At 74.4% G+C, this 25,729-nt stretch carries 28 protein-coding genes; 21 read left to right on the forward strand and 7 right to left on the reverse strand.

Annotated elements, in window-relative coordinates:
- Nucleotides 1-8 precede the first annotated feature (8 nt).
- The 3 genes from BCF33_RS12180 to BCF33_RS12190 all read left to right on the forward strand — a co-directional run bounded on the left by BCF33_RS12180 (nucleotide 9) and on the right by BCF33_RS12190 (nucleotide 2,744).
- A complete protein-coding gene (locus BCF33_RS12180; protein ID WP_106161175.1) occupies nucleotides 9-746 on the forward strand; it encodes a 16S rRNA (uracil(1498)-N(3))-methyltransferase in 738 nt (245 codons plus the stop codon).
- The gene (locus tag BCF33_RS12185) at nucleotides 743-1,267 is read left to right on the forward strand and encodes a hypothetical protein (RefSeq protein ID WP_106161176.1); all 525 of its coding nucleotides are present in this window, start codon (nucleotides 743-745) and stop codon (nucleotides 1,265-1,267) included. The genes BCF33_RS12180 and BCF33_RS12185 overlap by 4 nt, the downstream gene beginning before the upstream one ends.
- Nucleotides 1,268-1,373: 106 nt before the next feature.
- On the forward strand, nucleotides 1,374-2,744 hold the full coding sequence (locus tag BCF33_RS12190) for a glutamate--cysteine ligase (protein WP_106161177.1): 1,371 nt from the start codon (nucleotides 1,374-1,376) through the stop codon (nucleotides 2,742-2,744).
- On the opposite strand, the gene BCF33_RS12195 is transcribed toward BCF33_RS12190, so the two are convergent.
- The 6 genes from BCF33_RS12195 to BCF33_RS12220 form a co-directional block, all read right to left on the reverse strand.
- Complete coding sequence (locus BCF33_RS12195; RefSeq protein WP_245883818.1) at nucleotides 2,738-3,001, reverse strand: hypothetical protein; 264 nt, start codon at nucleotides 2,999-3,001, stop codon at nucleotides 2,738-2,740. The genes BCF33_RS12190 and BCF33_RS12195 overlap by 7 nt on opposite strands.
- Nucleotides 2,998-3,606, reverse strand: coding sequence for a glycerol-3-phosphate 1-O-acyltransferase PlsY (gene plsY / locus BCF33_RS12200; protein ID WP_106161178.1), 609 nt, complete (start codon nucleotides 3,604-3,606; stop codon nucleotides 2,998-3,000). Before plsY ends, BCF33_RS12195 begins: the two co-directional genes overlap by 4 nt.
- A gap of 112 nt (nucleotides 3,607-3,718) precedes the next feature.
- Nucleotides 3,719-5,005 carry a dihydroorotase gene (pyrC, locus tag BCF33_RS12205; protein WP_245883819.1) on the reverse strand — a complete coding sequence of 429 codons (1,287 nt, stop codon included), beginning with the start codon at nucleotides 5,003-5,005 and terminating at the stop codon, nucleotides 3,719-3,721.
- Nucleotides 5,006-5,016: 11 nt separating this feature from the next.
- Nucleotides 5,017-5,559, reverse strand: coding sequence for a hypothetical protein (locus BCF33_RS12210; RefSeq protein WP_106161180.1), 543 nt, complete (start codon nucleotides 5,557-5,559; stop codon nucleotides 5,017-5,019).
- Nucleotides 5,560-5,582: 23 nt separating this feature from the next.
- A complete protein-coding gene (locus BCF33_RS12215) occupies nucleotides 5,583-6,167 on the reverse strand; it encodes a hypothetical protein (RefSeq protein WP_106161181.1) in 585 nt (194 codons plus the stop codon).
- A complete protein-coding gene (locus BCF33_RS12220) occupies nucleotides 6,164-7,066 on the reverse strand; it encodes an aspartate carbamoyltransferase catalytic subunit (RefSeq protein WP_106161639.1) in 903 nt (300 codons plus the stop codon). The genes BCF33_RS12215 and BCF33_RS12220 overlap by 4 nt, the downstream gene beginning before the upstream one ends.
- Before the next feature lie 178 nt (nucleotides 7,067-7,244).
- Between BCF33_RS12220 and BCF33_RS12225 the strand changes: the two genes are divergently transcribed.
- From BCF33_RS12225 to BCF33_RS12250, 6 genes are all read left to right on the forward strand, one after another.
- Nucleotides 7,245-8,102, forward strand: coding sequence for a uracil-DNA glycosylase (locus BCF33_RS12225; protein WP_106161182.1), 858 nt, complete (start codon nucleotides 7,245-7,247; stop codon nucleotides 8,100-8,102).
- Nucleotides 8,099-8,689 (forward strand): metallophosphoesterase family protein, encoded by a 591-nt coding sequence (locus BCF33_RS12230; protein WP_106161183.1) that lies wholly within the window; start codon nucleotides 8,099-8,101, stop codon nucleotides 8,687-8,689. Before BCF33_RS12225 ends, BCF33_RS12230 begins: the two co-directional genes overlap by 4 nt.
- Complete coding sequence (gene moaB, locus BCF33_RS12235; protein ID WP_106161184.1) at nucleotides 8,686-9,228, forward strand: molybdenum cofactor biosynthesis protein B; 543 nt, start codon at nucleotides 8,686-8,688, stop codon at nucleotides 9,226-9,228. The genes BCF33_RS12230 and moaB overlap by 4 nt, the downstream gene beginning before the upstream one ends.
- A gap of 98 nt (nucleotides 9,229-9,326) precedes the next feature.
- Nucleotides 9,327-10,784: an efflux RND transporter periplasmic adaptor subunit gene (locus BCF33_RS12240; RefSeq protein ID WP_106161185.1), complete on the forward strand. Its 1,458-nt coding sequence runs from the start codon at nucleotides 9,327-9,329 to the stop codon at nucleotides 10,782-10,784.
- Nucleotides 10,781-14,410, forward strand: coding sequence for an efflux RND transporter permease subunit (locus BCF33_RS14405; protein WP_245883820.1), 3,630 nt, complete (start codon nucleotides 10,781-10,783; stop codon nucleotides 14,408-14,410). The genes BCF33_RS12240 and BCF33_RS14405 overlap by 4 nt, the downstream gene beginning before the upstream one ends.
- 10 nt (nucleotides 14,411-14,420) lie before the next feature.
- The gene (locus tag BCF33_RS12250; RefSeq protein ID WP_106161186.1) at nucleotides 14,421-14,972 is read left to right on the forward strand and encodes a YqgE/AlgH family protein; all 552 of its coding nucleotides are present in this window, start codon (nucleotides 14,421-14,423) and stop codon (nucleotides 14,970-14,972) included.
- Between the two features lie 21 nt (nucleotides 14,973-14,993).
- Here the strand turns inward: BCF33_RS12250 and BCF33_RS12255 are convergent, their stop codons facing one another.
- A complete protein-coding gene (locus tag BCF33_RS12255; RefSeq protein WP_106161187.1) occupies nucleotides 14,994-15,923 on the reverse strand; it encodes an L-threonylcarbamoyladenylate synthase in 930 nt (309 codons plus the stop codon).
- Between the two features lie 81 nt (nucleotides 15,924-16,004).
- Between BCF33_RS12255 and BCF33_RS12260 the strand changes: the two genes are divergently transcribed.
- The 12 genes from BCF33_RS12260 to BCF33_RS12315 all read left to right on the forward strand — a co-directional run bounded on the left by BCF33_RS12260 (nucleotide 16,005) and on the right by BCF33_RS12315 (nucleotide 25,723).
- A complete protein-coding gene (locus BCF33_RS12260) occupies nucleotides 16,005-17,708 on the forward strand; it encodes an acyl-CoA dehydrogenase family protein (RefSeq protein WP_106161188.1) in 1,704 nt (567 codons plus the stop codon).
- A gap of 102 nt (nucleotides 17,709-17,810) precedes the next feature.
- Nucleotides 17,811-18,866: an MBL fold metallo-hydrolase gene (locus tag BCF33_RS12265; protein WP_106161189.1), complete on the forward strand. Its 1,056-nt coding sequence runs from the start codon at nucleotides 17,811-17,813 to the stop codon at nucleotides 18,864-18,866.
- A complete protein-coding gene (locus tag BCF33_RS12270; RefSeq protein ID WP_106161190.1) occupies nucleotides 18,863-19,351 on the forward strand; it encodes a DUF6173 family protein in 489 nt (162 codons plus the stop codon). Before BCF33_RS12265 ends, BCF33_RS12270 begins: the two co-directional genes overlap by 4 nt.
- A gap of 60 nt (nucleotides 19,352-19,411) precedes the next feature.
- Nucleotides 19,412-19,552, forward strand: coding sequence for an aa3-type cytochrome c oxidase subunit IV (locus BCF33_RS12275; RefSeq protein WP_106161191.1), 141 nt, complete (start codon nucleotides 19,412-19,414; stop codon nucleotides 19,550-19,552).
- Nucleotides 19,553-19,639: 87 nt separating this feature from the next.
- Entirely contained in the window at nucleotides 19,640-20,254 is a 615-nt protein-coding gene (locus BCF33_RS12280) for a hypothetical protein (protein ID WP_106161192.1), read from the forward strand.
- Nucleotide 20,255: 1 nt separating this feature from the next.
- Nucleotides 20,256-21,098, forward strand: a complete 843-nt coding sequence (locus BCF33_RS12285) for a formate dehydrogenase accessory sulfurtransferase FdhD (protein ID WP_425432775.1) — start codon at nucleotides 20,256-20,258, stop codon at nucleotides 21,096-21,098.
- Entirely contained in the window at nucleotides 21,095-21,490 is a 396-nt protein-coding gene (locus BCF33_RS12290; protein WP_106161194.1) for a cytidine deaminase family protein, read from the forward strand. The genes BCF33_RS12285 and BCF33_RS12290 overlap by 4 nt, the downstream gene beginning before the upstream one ends.
- The gene (locus BCF33_RS12295) at nucleotides 21,478-22,029 is read left to right on the forward strand and encodes a hypothetical protein (protein WP_106161195.1); all 552 of its coding nucleotides are present in this window, start codon (nucleotides 21,478-21,480) and stop codon (nucleotides 22,027-22,029) included. The genes BCF33_RS12290 and BCF33_RS12295 overlap by 13 nt, the downstream gene beginning before the upstream one ends.
- A complete protein-coding gene (locus tag BCF33_RS12300) occupies nucleotides 22,022-22,534 on the forward strand; it encodes a hypothetical protein (RefSeq protein WP_106161196.1) in 513 nt (170 codons plus the stop codon). The genes BCF33_RS12295 and BCF33_RS12300 overlap by 8 nt, the downstream gene beginning before the upstream one ends.
- The gene (gene mobA, locus BCF33_RS12305; RefSeq protein ID WP_106161643.1) at nucleotides 22,531-23,115 is read left to right on the forward strand and encodes a molybdenum cofactor guanylyltransferase MobA; all 585 of its coding nucleotides are present in this window, start codon (nucleotides 22,531-22,533) and stop codon (nucleotides 23,113-23,115) included. Before BCF33_RS12300 ends, mobA begins: the two co-directional genes overlap by 4 nt.
- Complete coding sequence (mobB, locus tag BCF33_RS12310) at nucleotides 23,112-23,597, forward strand: molybdopterin-guanine dinucleotide biosynthesis protein B (protein ID WP_106161197.1); 486 nt, start codon at nucleotides 23,112-23,114, stop codon at nucleotides 23,595-23,597. The genes mobA and mobB overlap by 4 nt, the downstream gene beginning before the upstream one ends.
- A complete protein-coding gene (locus BCF33_RS12315) occupies nucleotides 23,594-25,723 on the forward strand; it encodes a molybdopterin-binding protein (RefSeq protein ID WP_106161198.1) in 2,130 nt (709 codons plus the stop codon). The genes mobB and BCF33_RS12315 overlap by 4 nt, the downstream gene beginning before the upstream one ends.
- Nucleotides 25,724-25,729 lie beyond the last annotated feature (6 nt).

Below are 25,729 nucleotides of genomic sequence, written 5' to 3' on the forward strand. Positions count from 1 at the left end.
CGGCTCCGATGGGACAGTTGCGCCTCTTCCTAGACCGGACCCTCGCGGAGGGCGAGGCGGTCGCCCTCGAGCCGCCCCAGGCGCACTGGCTGTTCAACGTGATGCGCGCGGGCGAGGGCGCCCCGGTCGAGGTGTTCGACGGCCGAACGGGGGTCTACGACGCCTCGGTCGCGAAGGCGGGCAGGAAGGGCGCGCTGCTCGTGGGCGCGCGGACCGGGCCCGTGGTGGTGCCGCCGGATCTCTGGCTGATGTTCGCGCCCGTCAAGAAGGCGCGCACGGACTTCATCGCGGAGAAGGCGACCGAGCTGGGCGCGCGCCGTATCCTGCCCGTTCGGACGGACCACACGAACTCGGAACGGGTGCGGGCGGATCGGTTGCGCGGCCTCGCCGTTGAGGCGGCCGAGCAGTGCGGCGGCTCCTTCGTGCCCGAGGTCGCCGAGCTGGCGCCGCTGGCGAAGCTGCTGGAGGCATGGCCCACAGGCCGCGCCTTGGTGTTCTGCGACGAGACGGCGGCGGGCTTCGGCGGGCGCACCGAGCCGCCCGGCTGGGACAGGGTCCCGCCGGGCCCCGCGGCGGTGCTGATCGGGCCCGAAGGGGGCTTCTCGCCGCCCGAACGGGACCGCCTGCGCCGGATCGCCCATCCCGTCGGCCTCGGCCCCCGGGTCCTGCGCGCGGACACCGCCGCCGTCGCCGCGCTGACGCTCTGGCAGGCGCGGCACGGGGACTGGCAAGGGGACGGCACGTGATCCGGCCCGAGCTGCGCGATGCCCTCCGGCGCTGGCGCGAGGTGCTGGCGGGCGCCGCGCTCGCCGTGCTGGGCCTCTGGATGACGGCCGGGATCGACACCGCGCGCTGGCTGGGCTTCGCGGTCGCGCTGGGCGGGGGCGCGCTTGCGGTGGCGGGGCTGCGGCTGGGCCGGTTCCGCCGAGGCGGCGAGGGACCGGGGATCGTCAGCGTGGACGAGCGGCGGATCGCCTACATGGGTCCGCTGACGGGCGGGACGGCAGCGGTGGACGGCATCCGGCGCCTCGACCTCGACCCCTCGGCGCGGCCCGATCCGGCCTGGGTCGTCACCACGCGGGACGGCGCATTGCACATTCCCGTGACGGCGAAGGGGGCGGACGCGCTCTACGATGCGTTCGCGGCGCTGCCGGGGATCGACACGGGCCGGATGCTCGCCGAGCTGGACAAGCGCGACGGGGCCGCCGTCGCGATATGGGAGCACCCGGACGAGGCCCGCGCCCGCCGCCGCCTGCCCGCGCACTGAGCCCCCGGCGGGGCGGGGCGCCGAACCTCTTCCCCCGCTTCGTGCGTTGACAGCGCCCCCTCCCCGGAACAGGTCCGGGGGACGCCCGGCGAGGAGGCCCGAAACGATGTCAGTCCCCCAGTCAGGCGGAACCCCTGTGGAATCGCGCGAGGATCTCGCCCGCTGGATGGAGGAGGGCTGCAAGCCCGAGGCCGAATGGCGCATCGGCACCGAGCACGAGAAGCTCGGCTACACGGAGAAGGGATACCGCCCGATCCCCTACGAAGGCCCCGCCTCGGTCCACGCGGTCCTCTCGGGCCTCCGCGACCAGTTCGGCTGGTCCCCCGTGGAGGAGGAGGGCAACCTGATCGGCCTGACGCGCGGCGCGGCGGGCATCTCGCTCGAGCCGGGCGGCGCGCTGGAGCTGGCGGGCGCGCCGCTGGAGACGATCCACGAGACCTGCGACGAGGTGAACGGCCACCTGCGCGAGGTGCAGCAAGTGGCCAAGGGACTCGGGGTCGAGTTCATCGGCCTCGGCTTCGCGCCCGAATGGCGTCACGAGGACATGCCCCTCATGCCCAAGGGCCGGTACCGGCTGATGGACGCCTACATGGACACGGTCGGCACCACGGGAAAGGAGATGATGCGCCGCTCCTGCACGGTGCAGGTCAACCTCGACTTCGCGTCCGAGCGGGACATGGTCCGCAAGCTGCGGGTCGCGCTGAACCTGCAGCCCGTGGCCACCGCGCTCTTCGCCAACTCGCCCTTCAAGGAGGGCGAGCCGACGGGGCTGAAGTCCTATCGCGCGAAGATCTGGCGCTATCTCGACCCCGCGCGCACGGGGATGCCCGCCTTCGTCTTCGAGGAGGGCTTCGGCTTCGAGCGGTGGGTCGACTGGGCCTTGGACGTGCCGATGTACTTCGTCCACCGGGACGGGGTCTATCACGACGCGCTGGGCAAGTCCTTCCGCGACTTCCTGGACGGCCGGCTCGACGTCCTGCCGGGCGAGCGGCCCACCACCGCCGACTGGGCCGACCATCTGACCACCCTCTTCCCCGAGGCCCGCGTGAAGCGCTTCATGGAAATGCGCGGCGCGGATGGCGGGCCGTGGCGGCGGCTCTGCGCGCTGCCCGCGCTATGGGTCGGGCTGCTCTACGACGAGGGCGCGCTGTCGGCGGCCGAGGACCTGACGCGGGACTTCACGCAGGCCACCCGCGACGGCCTGCGCCGCGCCGCCGCGGAGGACGGGCTTCAGGGCGAGGCCGAGGGGGTCGGGCTGCACGACCTTTGCCGCCGTGCGGTGGAGATCGCGGACGTGGGCCTGAAGGCGCGCGCGAAGCCCGGCGCGGGCGGGCTGATCCCGGACGAGACGCATTTCCTCAACGCCCTGCACGAGAGCGTCGAGACCGGCATGGCGCCCGCGGACGTCCTTCTGGAGCGGTACCGCGGCGAATGGCACGGCGACCTCTCCCGCATCTATCCCGAGTTCCGCTACTGATCCGCCCGCCAGCCGCGCAGGAAGGCGGCGACGCGGGCGGCGGGCATCTCGCACGGGAAAGCGCGGGGGCCCGAGGCCAGGCGGTAGAGGTTGCAGGAGACGGTGCTGCCTTCGGTCTCGGCGACGATCTTCTCGGAGCGCCCGCCGGCGAAGACCGTACGCGCCGCGCGCCACCGGCGGCCGCCGCTCGTCCCCGTGGAGGCGCCCGGGGGCACCCGGTCCCAGAGGGCGGCGATCTCTTCCTCGACCGGGGTCATCCGGCGCCGATGCGCGGCTCCTCCCCGCGCAGGATGCGGGCGATGTTGGGGCGGTGCCGCCACCAGACCAGCGCGCCGAGAAGGGCGAAGAGGACGACCGCGTCCGGTCGCCCGAGGAGAAGCGCCCAGACCGGGGCCAGTGCGGCCGCAAGAAGCGCCGCCGCGGAGGAGATGCGCGTGAGCGCCGCCCCCGCGAGCCATGTCGCGCAGGCGGCGAGGCCCACCGGCCAGGCGAGGGCCAGCGCCGTACCGAGGAAGGTCGCCACCCCCTTGCCCCCCCGGAACCGCAGCCAGACCGGCGCGCAGTGCCCGAGGAAGGCGAAGAAGCCCGCGACCTGCGCCGCGTCCCCGGCCCCCAAGAGGGCGCGGGCCGCGAGGACCGCGATGGCGCCCTTTCCCGCGTCGAGGACCAGCGTCAGGAACGCCGCCAGCCTGTTGCCCGTCCGCAGGACGTTGGTCGCGCCGATGTTGCCCGACCCGATCCGGCGCAGATCGCCCAGGCCGAAGAGACGGGCCATGACGATGCCGAACGGCACGGACCCGAGGAGGTAGGCCAGCGCCCCCGTCGCGATCAGTAGCCAGAGAGGCGTCACCGGATCGGGCATCGCGCGCCTCCCCCTCGCTTCGCCGCCGCCCTTCGGCGAGGCGAGCCGCATGAAGGCGCGGCCGGAGCGCGCGACGGGGTCGGGCGCGGCCGCTCCGCCGGTCCCTCCGCCCTCACGCCGGGCGCTCCGGCTCGGGCCAGACGCGGGCCCCGCCGACCCAGGTGCCGAGGACGCGGCCCTGAAGGAGCGCGCCGTCGAAGGGCGTGTTCTTGGACTTGGAGAGGAGCGTCCAGCGGTCCAGCCGCCAGGGCGCGTCCGGGTCGAAGAGCGTCAGGTCCGCCGGCGCCCCCTCCGCCAGCCGCCCTCCGGCGAGGCCGAGGCGGCGCGCGGGGTTCAGGGACATCGCGCGGAAGAGGGCCGGCAGGTCGGCCAGCCCCTCATGATGGAGGCGCAGCGCCGCCGGCAGGAGGGTCTGCAGCCCCACCGCGCCCGAGGCGGCGGCCTCGAAGGGCAGGCGCTTGCTCTCCTCGTCCTGGGGGGTGTGCCAGGAGGAGAGGACGTCGATCGTGCCGTCCAGCAGCGCCTCGACGACCGCGACGCGGTCCTCCTCGGGGCGCAGGGGGGGCTTCACCTTGAAGAAGGTCCGCCACGGCCCGACGTCGAGCGCGTTGAGGCAGAGATGGTGGATCGAGGTCCCGGCCGTCAGGTCCGCGCCGCCGCCCTTGGCGCGTCGCAGCGCGGGAAGCGCGGCGCGGCAGGTGATCTGGTCGGCGTGGACGGGCGCGCCGGTCATCTCCGCGAGGGCGATCAGCCGCTCCAGCCCCATCCGCTCGGCCATGGGGGAGACGCCCGGCAGGCCCCGCAGGGTCGCGAAGGCGCCCGATGTCGCCGCCGCGCCGGCCGACAGGATCGGCTCCTGCACGTGGGCGACGGTGAGCGCGCCGAGCGATCCGGCATAGGAGAGCGCGCGGGAGAGGACGCGCGTGTCCTCCGCCACCCGGTCGCAGTCGGTGAAGGCGACCGCGCCCGCGTCGCGCAGGAAGCCGATCTCCGTCATCTCGCGGCCCTCGCGCCCCTTGGTCAAGGCGGCCATGGGGGCGACGTTCACCCCGCAGCGGTCCCGCGCGCGCGAGCGCAGGAAGACCAGCGCCTCGGGCGTGTCGAGCGCGGGCGCCGTGTCGGGGCGGGTGACGATCGTCGTCACGCCCCCCGCCGCCGCCGCCCGCCCGGCGGAGCGGAAGCCCTCCTTGTGGCGCTCGCCCGGCTCGCCGACCTTCACGCCGAGATCGACGATCCCCGGCGCGAGCGGCAGCCCCCCGCAGTCGAGACGCTCGCCCGTGGCGGGGCGGGGGCCGTTCACCTGCACGATGACGCCGCCCCTCACGACCAGCATCCCCGGCGCGTCGGTGCCCGCGTCGGGGTCGATCAGGCGGGCGTTCTCGAAGGTGATGACGGTCAAGCGGCCCCCTATCAGGAGAAGATCCAGGTCAGGAGCAGCACCAGCACCACCGTTCCGGCGAGCGCTAGGCCCCATGGCAGCGCCGGCGGCGTCTTGACCTCAGGGTCCTCGGCCGCGTCCACCTCGCCTCCGGCAGGCAGGGTGTCGGCCTTGGGCATGACGGGCGGCAGCCCCGGCTCCCAGCCGCCTTCGGTGAAGGCGCCGTGATAGCGCAGCCGATCGGGCACGCGCAGCACGCCGCCCCCGTCGCCCAGCACGCGGGGGTGCAGGACCACCACCGCTTCGCCGACCTCGTCGAGCGGCGCGCCCGCCAGCCGGTCGAGCGGGACGCCCAGCCCCTCCTCGAGGTAGCCGGCGAGGCCGAGCTCGCCGAGGTCGCGCCGCATGAACGCCTCGACCCGCCCGGGATCCATCTCGGCCCCCGCCTCCTCGGCGAGCGGCCAGCCTTCGGGCCCGGGCAGGGCGTAGGCCTTCAGGGCCGCGGCGCTGGGGAACGTGCCCGACAGGAGGCGGATGGTCGGGGTCTCGTGAGGGGGGATCGCGATCTCGGTCATGGGAGCCTCCGGCGTTGTGCGTGTCATGCCAAGCCCTCCACGCAGCGGAGCGTTCCCGCCGCCGGCAGTCCGGGGGGGATCGCCGCGGCCTCGGCGCGCAGGCCCTCGAGGGCGGCGCGCGCGGCCGGATCGGCGCCGGGGGCCCCGGGGTCGTTGAGGATCAGGACGGTCATGGGGCCTGCGTCCGGCGCGGCGGGGCAGGCGACGGCGAGCAGCCGCCCGTCCGCGAGGAGGAAATGGTCCGCCCGCGGGTCCGCCATCCCGGCGAGGTGCCGCGCGCCCGCCAGGACGTCCGCCAGCGCGGCCCGCGCCTCGCCCGGGGGCGGCGCGCCGAAGATCGCCGCGCAGTAGAGCGGGCGGGGCGCGTCGCCCATCAGGACGAGGTGCGGGCCCGGCCCGCCCGCGCCGTAGCCCTCCGGGTCCTCCGACAGGAGGACGGCCGCACCCTCGGGGTGGAGGGCCACGTCCGGCGGAGCGTCGAGCGGCACGGGCCCGATGCCGTGAAGGGCGGCCGAGCCGGCTCCTTCCAGGCAGGCCACGCGGAAGAGGTCCGGCGCGTCGGCGGCGGCGGGCAGGGCGGCGAGGAGGCAGAGCGCGAGCGTTCTCATCCGCCGGTGACCAGCATGTCCATTGCGGCCATCCGCACGGCGACCCCCATCTCGACCTGGGTCTGGATGACGGAGCGGTTGATGTCGTCTGCGATGACGCCGTCGATCTCGACGCCGCGGTTCATCGGGCCGGGATGCATGACGATGGCGTCGGGCTTCGCGCGCGCCAGCTTCGCGGCGTCGAGGCCGAAGCGATGGAAGTACTCGCGCTCGGAGGGGATGAAGCCGCCGTCCATCCGCTCGCGCTGGAGGCGCAGCATCATGACGACGTCGGCCCCCTCCAGGCCCCGTTCCATGTCGTCCGTGACCTCGACCCCCAGCTCGGCCACGCCGGGGGGGATCAGGGTCGGGGGGGCGATCAGGCGCACCCGGCTCTCCATCTTGCCCAGGAGGAGGATGTTGGAGCGCGCGACGCGGGAATGGGCGATGTCGCCGCAGATCGCGACCGTCAGCCGGTGCAGCCGGCCCTTCGCGCGCCGGATGGTCAGCGCGTCGAGAAGCGCCTGGGTCGGATGCTCGTGCCGCCCATCGCCCGCGTTCAGGACGTGGCAGTCCACCTTCTGCGCCAAGAGGTCCACCGCGCCAGAATGCGGATGGCGCACCACGAGGAGATCGGGGCGCATCGCGTTCAGCGTCAGCGCGGTGTCGATCAGCGTCTCGCCCTTGGCGACGGAGCTGGTCCGCATCTCCATGTTCATGACCTCGGCGCCGAGGCGCTTTCCGGCGATCTCGAAGCTCGCCTGGGTGCGGGTCGAGTTCTCGAAGAACATGTTGATCTGGGTGCGGCCCTCCAGGGCCTCGCCATGCCGGCTCTCGGCATGGGCGTCGGCCCGGTCGAGGATCGCCTCGATCGCCGCGGGGGGCAGCGTCTCGATCCCGAGGAGGTCCTTGCCGAGCATGGCGGCGAGGTAGGGCGCGGGGGCCGGGGGCGTCAACAGCGGGAGAGGACGCCGACGGAGGGGCCGCGGTGGCGGTCGACGTCGCGGGCCTGCCGAAGGCCGCGCGGGCGGCTACCGGCTTGGGGGCGGAAGCCGCGCCCGGCTGGCGGCGGCGCGGCGACGGGCGTATCCTGCCGCCATGGAACCCGAGGCCCTCGATCCCGCGACCGCGCGCGCGCTTCTCGAATGGCAGGCCGAGATGGGTGTGACCGACGCCATCGGCGAGGAGGCGGTCGACCGCTACGCGCTGGAGGCCGCCCCGCCGCCCGCCGCCAAGCCTACCCCCGTGCCCGGTCCGGAGGGCGACGCGAAGCCCGCCCCCGCGGCCCCGCCGGCGTCCCCCGTATCCCCGGCGTCCCGGACCGCCCCCGCGCTCGACCTCGGGTTGCCCGCCGATCCCGTCGCGGAGGCCGAGGCCGCCGCCGGGGCCGCGGGCGACCTCGCCGCGCTGCGCGCCGCGATCGAGGCCTTCCCCCACATCCGCCACCGCGAGGGCGCGCGGCGGATCGTCTTCTCGGGCGGCACCCCCGGCGCGCCACTGATGATCGTGGGCGAGGCTCCGGGCCGCGACGAGGACGTCGAGGGCGAGCCCTTCGTCGGCGTCTCGGGCCAGCTCCTCGACCGGATGCTCGGGGCGATCGGGCGCGACCGCCGCGACCCGGGCGCCGATCGCGGGGTCTACCTGACCAACGTCCAGCACTACCGCCCCCCGGGCAACGCCACCCCCGAGCCCGAGGAGGTCGCCATGCTCGCCCCGTTCCTGAGGCGCCACATCGCGCTGGCTGCGCCGCGGATCGTGGTCGCGATGGGCAACACGCCCCTGCGCGCGCTTACGGGACAGGCCGGCATCACCCGCCGCCGGGGCACCTGGATCGAGGACGGGCCCGTCCCCGTGATGCCGACCTTCCATCCCGCCTACCTTCTGCGCCGGCCGGAGGGTAAGGCGGGCGCCTGGGCGGACCTTCAGGCGATCCGCGACCGGCTGGCGGCCGGATGAAGGTCGTCGCCGTCTCCGACCTCCATCTCGACCCCGTATGCCTCGAGGCGCTGCTCCTGGCTGCGGAAGGGGCGGACCTAGTGCTGAACGCCGGCGACCTCGCCCGGCGGCACGAGGGCCTCGGGGCATACGCCGCCGGGCTCGCCCCTCTGGAGGGGCGGCTGGTCTCGGTTCCCGGCAACAACGAGACGTTGGGGGCCGCGCGGGCCGCCTTGCCGGGCACCGTGCTGCATGGCGAGGCCGTTGAGGTCGCGGGCCTCGTCGTCGCGGGGCTGGGCGGCGGGGTGCCGCCCCTTCAGGGAGCGCCGTTCCCCTCCTGGGATCTCTCGGAGGAGGAGGCCGAGACCCTGCTCGCCCCCCTGGAGGGGGCCGACATCCTCCTGACCCATTCCCCGCCCCTCGGCGTGGGCGACCGTCTTTCTGGGCGCTCCGCCGGCTCCTCCGCGATCCGCGGCGCGGTCCAGCGCATGGCCCCGTCTCTCCATCTCTTCGGACACGTCCATTCCTCCTGGGGCGCGCGGGGACGAATCGGGGAGACGCTCTGCGCCAATCTCGGCCCCGTCCCCGTCCTATTCGAGGTCCCATGAGCCGCATCGACGAATCCCGCGCGTTCGTCTCGCTGAACGTCGCTATCCTGACGGTCAGCGACACGAGGACCGAGGCCGACGACCGCTCCGGCGACGCCCTCGCCGAGCGGCTGGGGCGCGCGGGCCACCGGATCGCCGCCCGCCGGATCGTCCGGGACGACCGCCCGGCCATCGCCGCCGCGCTTCGGGAATGGTGCGCCGATCCCGGGGTGGACGTCGTCCTCTCCACCGGCGGCACAGGCCTGACCGGGCGCGACGTGACCATCGAGGCGCACCGCGACGTCTACGAAAAGGAGATCGACGCCTTCGGCCCCCTCTTCGCGCAGCTCTCGGCGACCAAGATCGGCACCTCGGCGGTGCAGTCGCGGGCCACGGGCGGCGTGGCGAAGGGCACGTACCTCTTCGCGCTTCCCGGCTCGCCTTCGGCCTGCCGGGATGCCTGGGACGGGCTTCTGGGGCCGCAGCTCGACTACCGCCACCGGCCCTGCAACTTCGTGGAGATCATGCCCCGGCTGGAGGAGCACCTGCGCCGGAAGTGACCCGCGCGGGGCCGCATGACGAGGGCGTGACCGGACGGCGCGTTTCGGATCCGCCCGCGCCGTCCTATCTGGAGCGGGGCAGACCCGGGGACCGAGCCATGCGCTTTCTAGCCAGATCCCTTTCGGGCGTCGCCCTGACGCTCGCCGCGCTGGGCCTTCTCGCCTGGGGCGCGCTCATGGTGCGCGACGCGCGCACGGCAGGCGGGGAAGGGGGCTTCGGCGGGCGTCCGGCGGCCGAACGGGCCTATGCCGCCCGCGTCCTTCCCGTCCTGCCGGAGACCATCGCGCCCACCCTCGCCGCCTTCGGAGAGGTGCGCGCCGCCCGCACGGTCGAGCTGCGCGCGCCCGCCCAGGGCCGGGTGGTCGAGCTGGCGCCCGGCTTCGCCGAAGGGGGCATCGTCGCGTCGGGCGACGTCCTCCTGCGGGTCGATCCCGCCGACGCACGGGCCGCGCTGGCCCGTGCGGAGGCCGCCGAGGCCGAGGCCGAGGCCGAGACGCGCGACGCCCGGCGCGCCGAGGTCCTCGCCCGGGCCGAGCTGGAGGCCGCCGAAGCCCAGGCCGCGACGCAGCGGCGCGCGCTGGATCGCGCGGAGGATCTCCTGGGTCGCGGCACGGGCACCGCCGCGGCTCGGGAGACGGCCGAGATCGCGGTCCAGTCCGCCGAGCAGGCCGTGCTCGCCCGCAGGCAGGCCCTCGCCGCCGCCGAGGCCCGCATCGACCGCGCCGCCCTGGCCGAGCGCCGCGCCGCGCTCGACCTCGCGGAGGCGCGGCGGGGGGCCGAGGACACGGTCCTCGCCGCGCCGTTCGGCGGAATTCTGCAGTCGGTCGCCGTGGCCGAGGGGGTCCTTCTCACCCCGAACGAGCGGCTGGCCACCCTCGTGGACGCCTCCGCGCTCGAGGTGGCGTTCCGCCTCTCGACAGCCGCCCATGCCCGCCTCTCGGCGGCGGGCCCGCTCTCCGAGCGGCCGGTCTTGGTGACGCTGGGCGTCGATGGGCTCGACCTCGAGGCGGAGGCCGTCATCACGCGCGAGGCGGCCGCCACGGGCGAGGGCGGGTCCGGCCGCCTCGTCTTCGCCGCCGTGGAGGACGCGCCATGGCTGCGCCCGGGCGACTTCGTCGAGGTCCGCGTGCGCGAGCCCGCGCTCGAAGGCGTCGCCCGCCTGCCGGGCGCGGCCGTCGCCTCCGACGGGACGGTGCTGATCCTCGGCGCGGAGGATCGGATGGAGGAGCGGCCCGCCCCGATCCTGCGGCGGGAGGGGGACGACGTGATCGTGGACGCCGCCCGCATCGCCGGCGAGGAGGTCGTGGCGGAGCGGACGCCGCTACTCGGGCCCGGCATCGTCCTGCGCCCCATCCGCCCGGAGGGGGCCGCCCGCCCCCCGGCCGGACCCGAGACCGTGCGGCTGGACGAGGGCCGCCGCGCCGCGCTCATCGCCTTCGTCGAGGACTCCGACCGCATCCCCTCCGAGGCCAAGGAGCGGGTGCTCGCTCAGCTGCGGGCGGACCGTGTCCCCCTTCAGGTGGTCGAGCGGATCGAACGGCGGATGGGCGGATGAGGCGGCTGCCCGGCGCGGGCCTCCTCGGCTACTTCGCCCGGCACCGGACGGCGGCGAACCTACTCCTGCTCGTGCTGCTCGCGGCGGGCGTCGCCGTGCTGCCGCGGATGCGGGCGCAGTTCTTCCCCGACGTCGTGCTGGAGACGGCGACCGTCTCGGTCGCGTGGGAGGGGGCTGGCGCCGAGGAGGTCGACGCCGGCATCCTCCAGGCGCTCGAGCCCGCGCTCCTGCGCGTCGAAGGGGTCGAGGGCACCCGCGCCCGGGCCACCGAAGGGCTCGCCTCTGTCTTCCTCGAGTTCGAGCCGGGCACCGACATGGCCCGCGCCATGTCCGACCTGGAGCGCGCGGCCGAGGCCGCCGGCCCCCTTCCGGAGGAGGCCGAGGAGCCCGAGACCGTGCGCGGCGTCTGGCGGGACCGGGTGACGGACCTCGTGATCTCGGGGCCCGTCGCGCCGGATACCCTCGCCCGGATCGGGGACGAGCTGGTCCTGCGCCTCTTCGCCGAAGGGGTGACGCGCGCCGACATCCGCGGGGTCGCCGCGCCCGAGATCCTCCTGGAGACCACGGGCGCCGAGCTGATCCGCCACCGCACCACCCTGCGGGAGATCGCGGAGGTGGCGCGCGCGGGCGCGGCCTCCGCCCCGGCAGGCGCCGTTGGCGGATCGGCGCGCCTGCGCGCGGGCGAGCAGGCGCGCGACGCCGCCGCCATCGCCGCGCTGCCCCTCAGGCTTGAGGCGGACGGCACCGTCCTTCGCGTCGGCGACGTGGCCCGGGTCGAGACGCTGGGCGCAGACCGCGCGCGAGCCTACTTCGTCGGGGACGAGCCCGCCGTCACCATCCGCATCGAGCGCGACGCCGCAGGCGACGCCCTGGGCATCCAGGCCACGGTCGAGGAGGTGATCGCCGAGGTCGGGCCGACCTTGCCCGAGGGCGTGCGGATCGAGCCCATCCGCACGCTGGCCGATTCCATCTCCGGCCGGATCGGCATCCTGACGGAGAACGGCCTCTTCGGCCTTGTCCTCGTGGTGGGGCTTCTCTTCCTCTTCCTCAACGCCCGCACCGCGTTCTGGGTGGCCGCGGGCATCCCCGTCGCCATGCTGACGGCCGTGGCCTTGATGTGGGCGGGAGGGCTCACGATCAACATGATCTCGCTCTTCGCGCTGATCATCACGCTTGGGATAGTGGTGGACGACGCCATCGTGGTGGGCGAGCATTCCGACTACCGCGCCCGCACGCTGGGCGAGGGCGCCACCGAGGCCGCCGAGAACGCCGCCGTGCGCATGTTCCCCCCGGTCTTCGCCGCGACCCTGACCACGGTGATCGCCTTCGCCGCGCTCGTCGTGGTGGGCGGGCGCTTCGGCACGCTGATCGCGGACATCCCCTTCACCGTGATCGCGGTGCTCGTGGCCTCGCTGGTCGAGTGCTTCCTGATCCTGCCCCGCCACATGGCCCATGCGCTGAAGGAGCGACCCCGCCGCGGCTTCTCGCCTCTCAGGGCCGGGGTCGGGGCGCTCGCGCTGCTCCTCCTCTTCGCGGGGATCGGCGCGGGGCTCTGGATCGGGGGGGTCCTCCTCGCCGGGCGCCTGGGGCTTCTCGCGGACGGCTGGGGGCTGGCTCTCGCCTCCGCGCCGCTGGGGGCCGTCTGGGGCCTCGTCCTCGCGCTCGGCCTCTACGGCCTGCGCCCGGCATCCGAACGGGCGGCGACCTGGGGCCGCCTCTCGGACCATGGGATCGACAGCGTCCCGCAGGCCGTGAACGCCGCGTTCGACCGGGTGCGCGCTGGCCTCTTCGTGCCCTTGATGCGGGCCGTGGTCGCGGCGCGCTACGTCGTCCTCGCGGCCATGGTCGCCCTTCTCGCCTCGCAGGCGGCGTCGTTCATGCGCGGCGACGTCACGTGGCGCTTCTTCAACGCGCCCGAGCAGGGCAGCGTCTCGGGCAACTTCGCCATGCTGCCCGGCGCGACCCGCGAGGACGCGCTGGAGATGATGGCCGAGCTGCAGCGCGCCACCGAGGCCGTCGCGGGGCGCTACGAGGCCGAGCATGACCGGAACCCGGTCCTCCACGCCCTCGCGGAGGTGGGGGGTAACTCGGGCCAGGGCCTCGGCGGCGACCGCGACGCCGAGCTCCTGGGCTCCATCGCGATCGAGCTGATCAACGCGGACCTGCGCCCGTACTCCTCGTTCGAGTTCACGGCCGCCCTGCAGGACGAGGTCCGCGACCATCCGCTACTCGAGACGGTCTCCTTCCGGCGCTGGGGCTCGGGCCCCGGGGGCGATTCGCTCTCCGTGGACCTGGTCGGGGCCGAACCGGACGTCCTGAAGGCCGCCGCCGAGGAGGTGAAGGCCGCGCTGGGGGCGTTCCCGGCCGTCTCGGGCCTCGGCGACAGCCTGACCTTCGACAAGGAGGAGCTGGTCCTCGCCGTCACGCCGCAGGGCCGTGCCCTCGGCTTCGACGAGGCCGCCGTCGGCGCCACCCTGCGCGACCGCCTCTCGGGGATCGAGGCCGCCTCCTGGCCCGTCGGCCCCCGCTCGGCCACCGTGCGGGTCGAGCTGGCGCCCGGCGACCGCGCCGGCGACTTCCTCGAACGCACCCTCCTGCGTACCCCGGCAGGCGAATACGTCCCCCTCTCGGATGTCGTCACCGTGCGGTCCGAGGCGGGGTTCGGCACGATCACGCGCCAGGACGGCGTCCGCATCGCGCAGGTGACGGGCGAGCTCTCCGAGGACGACCCGGAGGCCGCGGCCGCCGTCATGCAGGCCCTGCGCGACGCCATCCTTCCGGATGTGGAGGAGCGGTTCGGCGTGGGGACCCGCCTCTCCGGCCTCGCCGAGCAGGAGCGCGAGTTCCTCCTCGACGCGCTGATCGGCTTCCTCCTCTGCGTCCTGGGCATCTATCTCGTGCTGGCCTGGATATTCGCGTCCTTCACCCGGCCGCTCGTCATCATGGCGATCATCCCCTTCGGCCTCGTCGGCACCATCTGGGGCCACGCCGCATGGGACGTGCCGCTGTCGATGTTCACCGTGGTGGGGCTGATCGGGATGACCGGGATCATCATCAACGACTCGATCGTCCTCGTGACAACGATCGATGGCAAGGCCGAAAGCCGCGGCCTCCTTCCATCCATCGTCGAGGGCACGGCCGAGCGGCTGCGACCGGTCTTCCTGACCACCGCCACCACCGTCCTCGGGCTCGCCCCGCTCCTCTTCGAGCGCTCGCAGGACGCGCAGTTCCTCAAGCCCACGGTGATCACGCTGGTCTACGGCCTGGGCTTCGGCATGGCGATCGTCCTCCTCCTGGTGCCGGCGCTCATGGCGGTGCAGCGCGACTTCGGGCGCATGGGCGCGGCGATGCGCCGGGCGCTCGCCGGGCGTCGCGCCGGGCCGGCCTTCGCCCTCGCCTGGGCGCTCGGGGCGCTCGGCCTGCTCTGGGGCGGGGCGACGCTCGGCACGGCGGCGGTGGGCGAGCCGCTGATCGACGGGGGCGCGGCGGGCGCGGCGGCCGCGTTCCTCGCCGGCGTCGGCGCGCTGCTCGCGCTGTTCCTTCTCGCCGGTGCGGCGGCGATCCGCGCGCGACGCCGCGTCGGGCGACCCCCCCGGGTGGACGGCGGGGTGCGCCCCGGCGCATAGCGTCGGGCGAATGAGCGACAATCTCGCAGGTCACCTCCTCATCGCGCTGCCCTCCATGCGCGATCCGCGCTTCGACCGCGCCGCGATCCTCCTGTGCGAGCATGGGTCCGGGGGGGCGATGGGCCTCGTGGTGAACAAGCCCGCCGTCGACGTCTCCTTTTCCGAGATAGCCGAGCAGCTCGACCTGCCCGTCGCCGGCACGGGCGGCGTGCCGGTGCGCGTGGGCGGCCCCTGCGAGACCGAGCGCGGCTTCCTCCTCCATGCCGGGCCGCCCGTGCAGGGCGGGCAGGCGGTGTCGCGGGAGCTGTCCATGTGCGCGACGGTCGACCTTCTGCGCGCGGTCGCCGCGGGCGAGGGGCCCGAACCCTGCGTCCTGCTGCTGGGCTATGCCGGCTGGGGACCCGGCCAGCTCGAGGACGAGCTGGCCCAGAACGTGTGGCTCACCACCCCGGCCGATCCCGCCCTGGTCCTCTCGGACGATCCGGGCGGCGTCTGGGCGACGGGCCTTCGAGGCCTCGGCGCCGCGCCCGGCGTCCTGTCGGGGCATTCCGGCCAGGCCTGACGGGATCCGTCCAGGCCGCCGTCAGCCTTGCGGCGCCGCGGCGCGCGTCAGGCGGTCGCGGATCGCCCGGCCAAGCCCTCGGTCCGGTATCGGCGCGACGGCGAGGGGACGCCCGTCGTCGAGCGCCCGCATCATGGCGAAGAGGTTCGCCGCCGCCTCGCCCAGGTCGCCCGAAGGCGAGAGGTTCGCCTCCCCCCCCACCGCGCCGAAGCCGAGCATCCGCTCGCCCGCACGGGGGGCGTCCGCGTCCAGCCGCACCGCGCCCCGCGGCGCGTAGTGCGAGAGGGTCATCCCCGGCGCCTCGACCGCCCCCCCGCCGCCCGCGCCGAGCGGCCCGGCGACCCGCTCGAGCGCCTCGCGCGGCACGCCCCCCTCGCGCAGGAGGCGCGGGGGGCCGCCCGTGCAGGCGACGATCGTGCTCTCCACGCCGACGGGGCAGGGGCCGGCGTCGAACACCGCGTCGATCCGCCCCTCCAGACCTTCCAGGACGTGGGCCGCCGCCGTCGGGCTGATCCGGCCCGATGGGTTCGCGCTCGGCGCGGCGACGGGCACCCCCGCCGCCTCGATGAGGGCCCGCGCCACCGGATGCCCGGGCACCCGCAGCCCCACCGTGCCCAGGCTGGCCCGCGCGAGGTCGGACACGCCGGCCCTGTGCGGCGCCACCAGCGTCAGCGGCCCGGGCCAGAACGCCGCGGCCAGCAGCCCAGCCCGGTCGTCCAAGCGGCCGATGCTAAATGCGTCCTCCGCTGCGGAGACGTGGCAGATGAGGGGGTTGAACGTCGGCCGGCCCTTGGCCTCGAAGATCCGCGCCACCGCCCGGTCGTCGTCCGCCCGTGCTCCGAGGCCGTAGACCGTCTCCGTCGGGAAGGCGACGAGGCCGCCCGACCGCAGGATCGCCGCGCCCGCCTCGATCCCCGCCGCATCGGGCTTCAGCAGCTGTGTCGCACCCATGTCGTCGTGACGCCGCGTTGCTGTGGATCGGACCGCCATGTCCTATACCCTGCCCGCGACATCCGAAAGCCGAGCCGCCCCATGCCCTATCGTGCCCCCACGTCCGAGTTCGCATTCCTCCTCAGCCACGTTGCCGGGCTGCCCGAGGTCAGCGGGACGGAACGTTTCGCCCATGCCGACGAGGATACGGTGGCCGCCATCCTCGAGGAGGCCGGCAAGCTCTCGGAGGAGGCGCTCGCCCCGCTCCAGCGCATCGGCGACGTCCAGGGCTCGCGCCTCGAGAACGGGGTGGTCCGTACGCCGGACGGCTTCCCGGAGGCGTTCCGCGCCGTCGCGGAGGGCGGCTGGATCGGCATCGCCGCCCCGGAGGAATACGGCGGCATGGCCCTGCCCATGGCGGTGACGACGGCGGTGAACGAGATGATGTCCTCGGCCTGCCTCTCGCTCCAGCTCAACCCGCTGATGACCCAGGGCCAGATCGAGGCGCTGGAGGCCCATGCCTCGGAGGAGATCAAGGCGCTCTACATCCCCAAGCTGATCTCGGGCGAGTGGACGGGCACCATGAACCTGACCGAGCCGCAGGCCGGGTCCGACGTGGGCGCGCTGCGCACCCGCGCCGAGCCCAAGGACGACGGCACCTACGCGGTCACCGGCCAGAAGATCTACATCTCCTGGGGCGATCACGACATGGCCGAGAACGTCTGCCACCTCGTCCTCGCCCGGCTGCCGGACGCGGTGGAGGGCACGAAGGGCATCAGCCTCTTCATGGTGCCGAAGAAGCTGCCGGACGCGGAAGGGAAGGCCGGCGTCGCGAACGGGCTCAAGGTCGTCTCGCTCGAGCACAAGCTGGGCCTTCACGCCTCGCCCACCGCGGTGATGGAGTACGACGGCGCGACCGGCTGGCTGGTGGGCGAGCCGCATAAGGGGATGGCGGCCATGTTCACCATGATGAACAACGCCCGCCTCGGGGTCGGCGTGCAGGGCATCGGCGTTGCCGAAGGGGCGTACCAGCATGCGCTGGCCTATGCCCTCGACCGCCGGCAGGGGAAGGCCGAAGGTTCGGGGTCCATCGCCGAGCATGCGGACGTCCGGCGGATGCTGACCCGTATGAAGGCCGATACTCAGGCCGCGCGCATGATCGCGCTGGCGAACGCGGTCGCAATCGACATGGCCGCCGCGACGGGCGACGCCGCCTGGAAGGCCCGCGCCGCCTTCCTGACGCCGATCACCAAAGCCTTCGGCACCGATGTCGGGATCGACGTCGCCTCCGAGGGGATCCAGGTCCACGGCGGCATGGGCTTCGTGGAGGAGACGGGCGCCGCCCAGTACGCCCGCGACGTGCGCGTGACGGCCATCTACGAGGGCACGAACGGCATCCAGGCGATGGACCTCGTCGGGCGCAAGATGCTCGACGGTGGCGAGGCGGCCTTCGCCCTGATCGAGGAGATGGTCGAGGGCGCCGGCCGCGCCAGGGCCCGCTTCCCGGAGGAGGCCGCCGCCCTTCGCGACGCGGCCGAGGACCTGCGCGAGGCCACCGAGTTCCTCGTCGCGCAGGAGCTTCGCGACCGCTTCGCCGGCGCCGTGCCCTTCCTTCGGGCCTTCGCCCGCGTGCTGGGCGGGCATTTCCACCTCAAGGCCGCGCTCGCGGACGAGGGGCCGGCGCGCGAGCACCTCGCGCGGTTCTACGTCCAGCGCCTGATGCCCGAGTATCGCGGCCTGCTCGAGCAGGCGCGCGCGGGCGCCGAAGGGCTCTACGCGCTCTCGCTCGACGACCTCGCAGCGTGAGGCCCGCCCTTCGCGTGGCCCCTGAGCGGGCGCTTCGCCGCGTGAGGGGCGGGCCAAGTCCCGCCGCCCGGACGGTTGGGGAACCCGGCCCCACGTCCGCGTATGCCGAGCGCGCGCCGATTGGCTGAAGGGGTGCGCCATCCCTTCGAGCCGCCAGCCGAGGGCGAGGCGGTGGAGGTGGCGGACGGCGTCCTGTGGATGCGCCTGCCCCTGCCGATGGCGCTGGACCATGTCGACGTCTACGCCTTCGACGAGGGCGATGGCTGGGCGCTGGTCGATACCGGCTTCGACACCGGCCGCACCCGCGCGATCTGGGAGCGGCTCCTGAACGGTCCGCTGGGCGGCAGGCCCGTCACGCGCCTTCTGCTGACCCACCACCACCCGGACCATCTGGGGCTCGCGGGATGGTTCGCCGCGCGGGGGGCCGAGGTGCTGACCTCGCGCACCGCATGGCTGATGGGCCGGATGCTGACCCTCGACGTGCAGGACGCGCCGCCGCCCGAGACGCTGCGCTTCTGGCGCCGCGCGGGGATGATCCCCGTCATCTACGAGGAGCGGAAGGCGGCCCGGCCCTGGAACTTCGCGGACGTCGTCCATCCGATCCCGCTCGGCTTCACCCGGCTGGAGGAAGGGGACGCCCTTTCGTTCGGGGGGCGTGTCTGGACCGTGCGGCTCGGCGGGGGCCACGCGCCGGACCACGTGACGCTCTGGTCGGACGACATCGTCGTGGGGGGCGACCAGCTCCTCTCGGGCATCTCGCCCAATCTCGGCACCTATCCGACCGAGCCGGAGGCCGATCCCGTCGCGGACTGGATCGCCACCTGCCGGCGCCTCGCGCCGCACGCGGCGGAGGGGCAGCTCGTCCTCGCCGGGCACAAGCGCCCCTTCCGGGGGCTGCCCGTCCGGCTGCGCCAGCTGGAGGAGAACCATCACGCCGCCCTGGCGCGCCTGGAGGGCTGGCTCGCCGAGCCGCGCAGCGCGGCGGAGTGCTTCCCGCCGCTCTTCCGCCGGAGCATCGGGCTGGAGGAGTACGGGCTGGCGCTCGTCGAGGCGGTGGCGCACTGCGTCCATCTGTGGAAGGCCGGTCGCGCCGCGCGCACGCTTCGGGGGGAGGCATGGGTCTACAGGGCGACGGAAGTCGGGGAGGCGGCGGCGTGACCGAATCCACCCTCGCCAGCGCGGCCGAGGAGGCGGCCCTTCCACCCGACCCGGCGCGCGCCCACGCGGTCCGCATGGACGGGCTGCGCGGCGTGGAGGACGAGAAGACGCCCGACCCCTCGAAGCGTCGTCCCCGCAGCCCCGCCGAATGGGCCTACCGGCGCCTCGCCCTCTACATGGCGAAGTTCGAGGAAGGGCTAGCCGAGGGCGAGGAGATGGCGATGACCGCCTCCGCCGGGGGGGCGTCCGCGATCCGCATCCGCGGCATGGGCCATTTCGACCCCGACATCGTCACCTTCTACGGGATCGATCCCGCCGGGGTGAAGGTCCAGCTGATCCAGCACGTCTCGCAGCTCTCCGTTCTCCTGCGGGCGCTGCCGAAGGCCGGGCGGGGCCGGCCGTACCGGATCGGCTTCGACCTGCGCCGCGACCTCGAGGAAGGCCCCGAACCGGGGACGGCTCCGGCGGACGGCGTCGCGCCCTGAGCCCTTCACAGCCCGCGCGGGCCGCGCTACGCGCCTGCCGATCAATCCAGGAGGACGGGCATGGCCGATCAGGAGTACCAGGAAGGGACGATGGACATCACCGAGCAGGAGAAGACGTTCGCGAGGTTCGTCCGCATCAGCACCCGCGCGGTGATGGTGATCGTCGGACTCCTGATCCTCCTCTACATCGTGAACGGCTGACGGCGCGGCCCGGGCCGCCGGCCGTCTTGCGGGCGCGCGCGCCCCGCGCCAAGGTTCCTCGCAACGACCCCTCCGGGAGCACGTAGGATGATCCGCATACTGGCCGCGCTGGCCCTCGCCGCGACGCTCTCGGCCTGCGGCGGCGCCGAAGAGGTCGGCGCCCCGCCCGAGGACGTGACGCGCGCCACCTACGTCCACGGCGGCCAGCCCTCGCTGACGCTGCTGACGGTGATCTCCAACGGGTCGAATTCGGGGGCCCACACGGGGCTGATGGTGAACGGCAGCCAGCGGGTGATGTGGGACCCCGCGGGCACGTTCAACACCTCGCGCGCCATGGTCGAGCGGGGTGACGTACTCTACGGGATGACGCCGGCCTATTACGCAGCCTATGTCGACTTCCACACCCGGACCACCTTCCGCACCGTCGAGCAGACGATCCCCGTCTCGCCCGAGGTGGCCGAGACGGCGCTGCGGCTGGTGCGGTCGCAGGGGGCCGTCCCGAAGGCGCAATGCGCGCTCGCCACCTCGCGTATTTTGGCGCGGCTCCCGGGCTTCGAGGGGGTGGACACCGGCTGGTTCCCGACCGACCTCATGGAGGAGGTGCGCGCCCTGCCGGGCGTGGTCGAGCGGGTCTATTACGACGATGACGACGACGACAACTCCACCCTCGTCGCGCGTCCCCTCACGCGGGCGGACGGCTGAGGTGGCACCCCACATCGCGCCGGACCCCGGCGCGTCGGGGCTGACCCGCCGGGTCCGGGGCACCGACCACGCGGGCCGGCCGGTCGACCTGCCCGTGGTCGAGGAGCGGCCCCTCACCGTCTTCCTCAACTCGCGCGAGATCGTGACCGCCATGACCGTGGGCGACCATCCCCGCTGGCTGGCGCTGGGGTTCCTCCTGAATCAGGGGATGCTGGCCCCTGAGGACGAGATCACGGGGATCGATTTCGACGCCGAGCTGGAGGCGGTCGTGGTCCGCACCGCCCACGAGACCGACCACGAGGCGAAGCTCTCGCGCAGAACCCGCACGTCGGGCTGCGCGGTGGGCACGGTGTTCGGCGACATGATGGAGGGGGTCGAGGGGCTGCGCGCGCCGGACGGGGCTCTGCGGACCTCCGACCTCTATGCCCTCGCCACGCGCATCAACACGATGCCGTCGCTCTACCTCGAGGCGGGGGCGATCCACGGCACCTGTCTTTGCGAGGGCGCGGAGGTGCTGGCCTATTTCGAGGACGTGGGCCGCCACAACGCCGTCGACAAGCTGGCCGGCTGGATGCGCGCCGAAAGGGTAGGGCCAGAAGGCAAGACGATGTACACGACGGGTCGCCTGACCTCCGAGATGGTGCTGAAATGCGCGCGTATGGGCGTGCCGATCCTCGCCTCGCGCTCAGGGTTCACGGCTTGGGGGGTGGATTTGGCGCGGCAGGTGGACCTGACGCTGATCGGGCGCCTGCGGGGGCGGCGGTTCGTCTGCCTCTCGGGCGAGGGGCGGCTGGTGCGGGACGCGGACCCGAAGGGCGCCCCGCGCGAGGAGGGCGGCGCGTGAGCCTGCCGCCCCGCGCCGAGGCCGCCCTGGCCGCCGCCCGCGCGCTGATCGCCGAGCGCTACGAGGAAGGGCGCCATCACGTCGCCTCCGCCGCCGCGACGGCCGCGGGGGTGCACCTGGGCGTGAACCTCGAATGCACGCTGCCCCGCGCCACGATCTGCGCCGAGCCGGGGGCCTTGGCCGCTGCCCGGGTGGCCGATCCCGCCTCGCCCATCGAGGTCGTCGTCGCCGTGAACCGCCGGGGCGAGGTGATCCCCCCCTGCGGCGTCTGCCGCGAGCTTCTCGTGGATTACGCCCCGGGCTGCCATGTCATCGTCCCCGGAGAGCGTCTCGTCCCCCTCCGCGCGCTCCTTCCGGAGGCTTGGAAGGAGGCCGAGAGATGGGGTCGGTGAGCGAGGTCCAAGAGGGCCGCTTCATGCCGGATGTCGCGTTCCTCCTGCGCGTGGCCGAGGCGTGCGAGGCCGCCGCGCCCCTCGCGCCCGGCGAGCGGCTTCGGCTCCAGGCGCTGATCTGGCCGGGCACGATCCTCGTGATCGTCGGGATCGTCGCCCTGATCTGTGCGGCATGGATCGGGCTGGGCGCGGATAGGGCGCCTCCTGTCTGGCTCCTGGCGCTGGCCGGCGGGGTCTGCGGGTCTCTGACGATCCGGCTCCCGCCGGTGCTGGGACGGGCCTTCGACCAAGTATCCGCGCGCCGGACGCTGCGGCTTTGCGGCGGCGAGACGCGCTTCGCGATCGGCCCCAAGGGCATCGCGGTTGATCGCGGCGCCCTTGGGCACCGGATCGGATGGGTCGCCGTTCGGGAGGTAATGGAGACGCCCGAGCTGATCGGCGTCGTGGCGGACGGTGGCGCATGGGCCGCGCCACGGGGCGCGTTCCCGGACCCCGGCGCCGCGCTGGCCGCGATCGGGAGGAGGACGGATCATGGATGAGGCCGTCGAGGACCGATTCCAGACACCCCGGGGGGACCTTCACGCTGCGATGGTCGTCGCCGGGCGGCAGGCATCGGATCGGAGGCTTCACGCGATCTTTCTCCTCGCCGTCCCGCTGTCGGTGCTCGCGCTCGCGGGGGCCGTGGGAATGGGCTCACGCCTGGGTTCGGACGATATGCCGCTCTGGTCCATCCTCGCGGTTGCCCTCCTCTGCTGCGTGCCCCTCTGGAGGGTGGTCGCGCCGCCCGGGCGCGTCATGGCGGGGCGGCTCGTGCGGACGCCGCGCCTTGCCAGGGAGCAGGGCTTCCGCGCGGACCCCCGCGTAATGGAGGTCGCGTCCGGCGGCTCGCTCTTCCGGGCGGGTTGGGATGCGGTGGACGGCGTGATCCTGACGCGCCGGATCCTCGCCATCTCGTCGGGGGGCGTGGTGCTTTGGGTGCCCCGCCGGGTGCTGGCGGACCCGGTGACCGCGCGGGACTGGCTTCTCCGCTGGTGGCGGGCGTGAGGCCGCCGCTCGTCATCCTCGCGGGCGGCGCGGCGCGGCGGATGGGGGGCGGGCTGAAGGGCCTCCTGCCGCTAGGCGACACGACGTTGATCGGCTCCGCTCTGGCCCGCCTGGCGCCGCAGGCCGAGGCGGTGGCGTTGAACGCGAACGACCCGGGCCTCGAGGCGATGAACCTGCCGATCCTACGCGATACGGTGCCGGGCCGTCCCGGCCCCCTCGCCGGGGTTCTCGCAGCGATGCGCTGGGCTGGCGGGCTAGGCGCCGCGCGGGTGGCCACGGCCGCCGCCGACACGCCCTTCCCGCCCAAGGACCTGCTCGCCCGGCTCGCGGAAGCCCGTGCGCCCGTCGCCATGGCCGCCACCTCGGACCCGGCGCGGGGCCGCCTGCGGCATCCGGTCTTCGCTCTCTGGGACGTCACCCTCGCCGAGGCGCTGGAGGAGGCGCTGGAGAGAGGCACCCGGCGGGTCGTCGCCTTCGCAGACGCCCACGGCAATCGCGACGTGGACTTCCCGGACGAGGCGACGTTCTTCAACGTGAACACCCCCGAGGATCTGGTGGCCGCGCGAAGGATGCTGCCGTGACCCGGATAGTCGGCGTGGTGGGCCGCAAGAACGGCGGCAAGACCGGCCTCGTCGAGCGGCTGGTCGGCGTGCTGGCCGCGCGGGGGCTGGAGGTCGCGACGATGAAGAACGCCCATCACGACGCACGCCTCGACGTGCCGGGGACCGACAGCGATCGGCACCGGAGGGCGGGGGCCGCGCGGGTGCTGCTGGCCACGCCGGAGGGCTGGGCGATGACGGGCGGCGCCCCCGAGGGTCCCGAGGCGCTGGCGCGGCGCCTCGCCGGGGCGGATGTCGTCCTCGCGGAAGGGTTCAAGGCCGCACCCTGGCCGAAGATCGAGGCTTGGCGCCCCGAATGCCGGGAAGGTCCGCTGGCGCCGGCGCACGGAATCGCGGCGGTCGCCTCGACAGGCGCGCCGCAGGTTCCGTTGCCCGTGCTGCCCCTGGACGACACGGAGGCGCTGGCCGGCTTCGCGCTGAAGCTCGCGGTCCGGCTGCTGTGAAGCGGTTCGACGCGGTGATCGCGGTGGACTGGTCCGCCACGTCGGGCCGCACCCGCCCCGGCCCCGACACGATCTGGATCGCCGAGGCGGGTGCGGGAGGCGTGGGCGAGGCCCGCCACTTCCCGACGCGGCACGCGGCGACCGAATGGCTGATCGCGCGCCTCTCTTGCGGGGAAGGGCGCGTCCTCGTGGTGTTTGATGTCTCCTTCGGGTGGCCGGAGGGCGCGGCGCGCGCGGTGACGGGCATGGACGATCCGCTCGCGCTCTGGGACTGGGTGGCGGAGCGGCTCTCCGACGGGCCGGACGGGCGGAACGACCGCTACGACCTCGCGGCGCGGCTGAACGCGATGCTCCCGGGCGAGGGGCCGTTCTGGGGCCGGCCCCCGAAGCTGGACCTGCCCGGCCTCCCGGCGCGCAAGGTGACGGGCGGTGCCTATCCCGAATGGCGCGGGACGGAGGAGGCGCTGATCGCCGCAGGCGGTCCGGCGGGGCGGCCGAAATCGGTCTGGCAGCTCGCCTACAATGGTGCGGTCGGCTCGCAGACCTTGACGGCCATGGCAGCCCTCTCGCGCCTGCGGGCGGCCCTCGGGGGGCGCTGCGCGACCTGGCCCTTCGAGGTCGCCAGCGAGGCCCCGGTGGTGCTGGCCGAGGTCTACCTCGCGCATGCCGATCCCGCGGAGGCCGCCTTGCGATGCGGTGGGCCGAAGGATGCGGGGCAGGTCCGGGCGATGGCGGCGGGCCTCATGGGCGCCCAAGAGGAGTGCGACCTTCTCGCCCCGCCGCAGGATCCGCGGGCCCTCGCGGAAGGCTGGGTCCTGGGGATCGGTCACGAGTCGGCGATCGAGGCGGCCGCGAAGGCCGCGGCAGGGAGCGGGCCGGAGAAGGGCACGCGGCAGGGCAACGACTGCTTCGCCCTGCCGCCGGGTATCGACTGGACGCCGGTGGACGTGGCGCTCGCGGCGTTGCGCGCCTCCTGCGGGGCCGTGGGCGCCCCGGAGGCGCTGGAGCTTTCCGAAGCCGCGGGCCGGGTGCTGGTCGAACCGGTCGTGGCCGCCCGGGCGAATCCACCAGGGGCCAACGCCGCCGTGGACGGCTGGGGCTTCCGGCACCCGGGGGGCGTGGGTGGGGCGTCCTTTCCGGTTCATCCCGGCATGGCGGCCGCGGGCCGGCCGCTTCCGGGAGGGGTGCCGGCGGGCGCTGCCGTGCGGATCATGACCGGCGCGCTCCTGCCCGAGGGCGTCGACACGGTCTGCCTTCAGGAGGACGCGGAGAAAGCCGGCGACGCCGTGCGGCTGCGCCTGCCGAAGCCCGGCGCTAACGTCCGCGCGGCCGGCGAGGACGTCGCTTCCGGGCACGAAGCCCTTGCCGCGGGACGTCGCCTAGACGCGCCCGCATTGGCGCTGGCTACCGCCGTGGGCGCGGCGAGGGTCCGGGTGCGCCCGGTGCTGCGGGTCGGCGTCCTCTCCACCGGGGACGAGCTGGCGGACCCCGCCCCGGACGCGTCGCCCGACCGGACGTTCGACGCGAACCGGCCCATGCTCCTGTCGCTCGCGGGGCGCTGGGGGCACGAAGCAGTCGACCTGGGCCGTGCGCCCGACGACCGGGACGCGCTTCGCGCCGCGATGGACGGGGGCGCGGCGCGGTGCGACGCGATCCTGACCTCGGGCGGGGCCTCCGCCGGGGTGGAGGATCACCTCTCAGCCCTGATGCAGGCCGAGGGCAGCGTGGCCGAATGGCGGATCGCGATGAAGCCGGGGCGCCCCCTCATCCTGGGTCGTTGGCGCGGCGTGCCGGTCTTCGGCCTGCCGGGGAATCCGGTCGCGGCATTCACTTGCGCGCTGGTCTTCTCGCGCCCCGCGCTGGGTGCCCTCGCGGGCGAGCCCTGGGGGGAACCGGCGGGCTTCGAGGTGCCGGCCGCCTTCGCCCGGCGCAAGAAGGCTGGCCGGCGCGAGTTCCTGCGGGCCCGGCTGCGCGGTGGCCGCGCGGAGGTCTTCGCCACCGAAGGGTCCGGCCGGGTCTCCGGTCTCGCCTGGGCCGAGGGCTTCGTCGAGCTGCCCGACCGTGCGCTCGACCTGCGGGAGGGCGATCCGGTCCGCTACCTGCCCTTCGGATCATTCGGCCTCTAGCGGCGA

This window comes from Hasllibacter halocynthiae (assembly GCF_003003095.1).
Classification (GTDB): domain Bacteria; phylum Pseudomonadota; class Alphaproteobacteria; order Rhodobacterales; family Rhodobacteraceae; genus Hasllibacter; species Hasllibacter halocynthiae.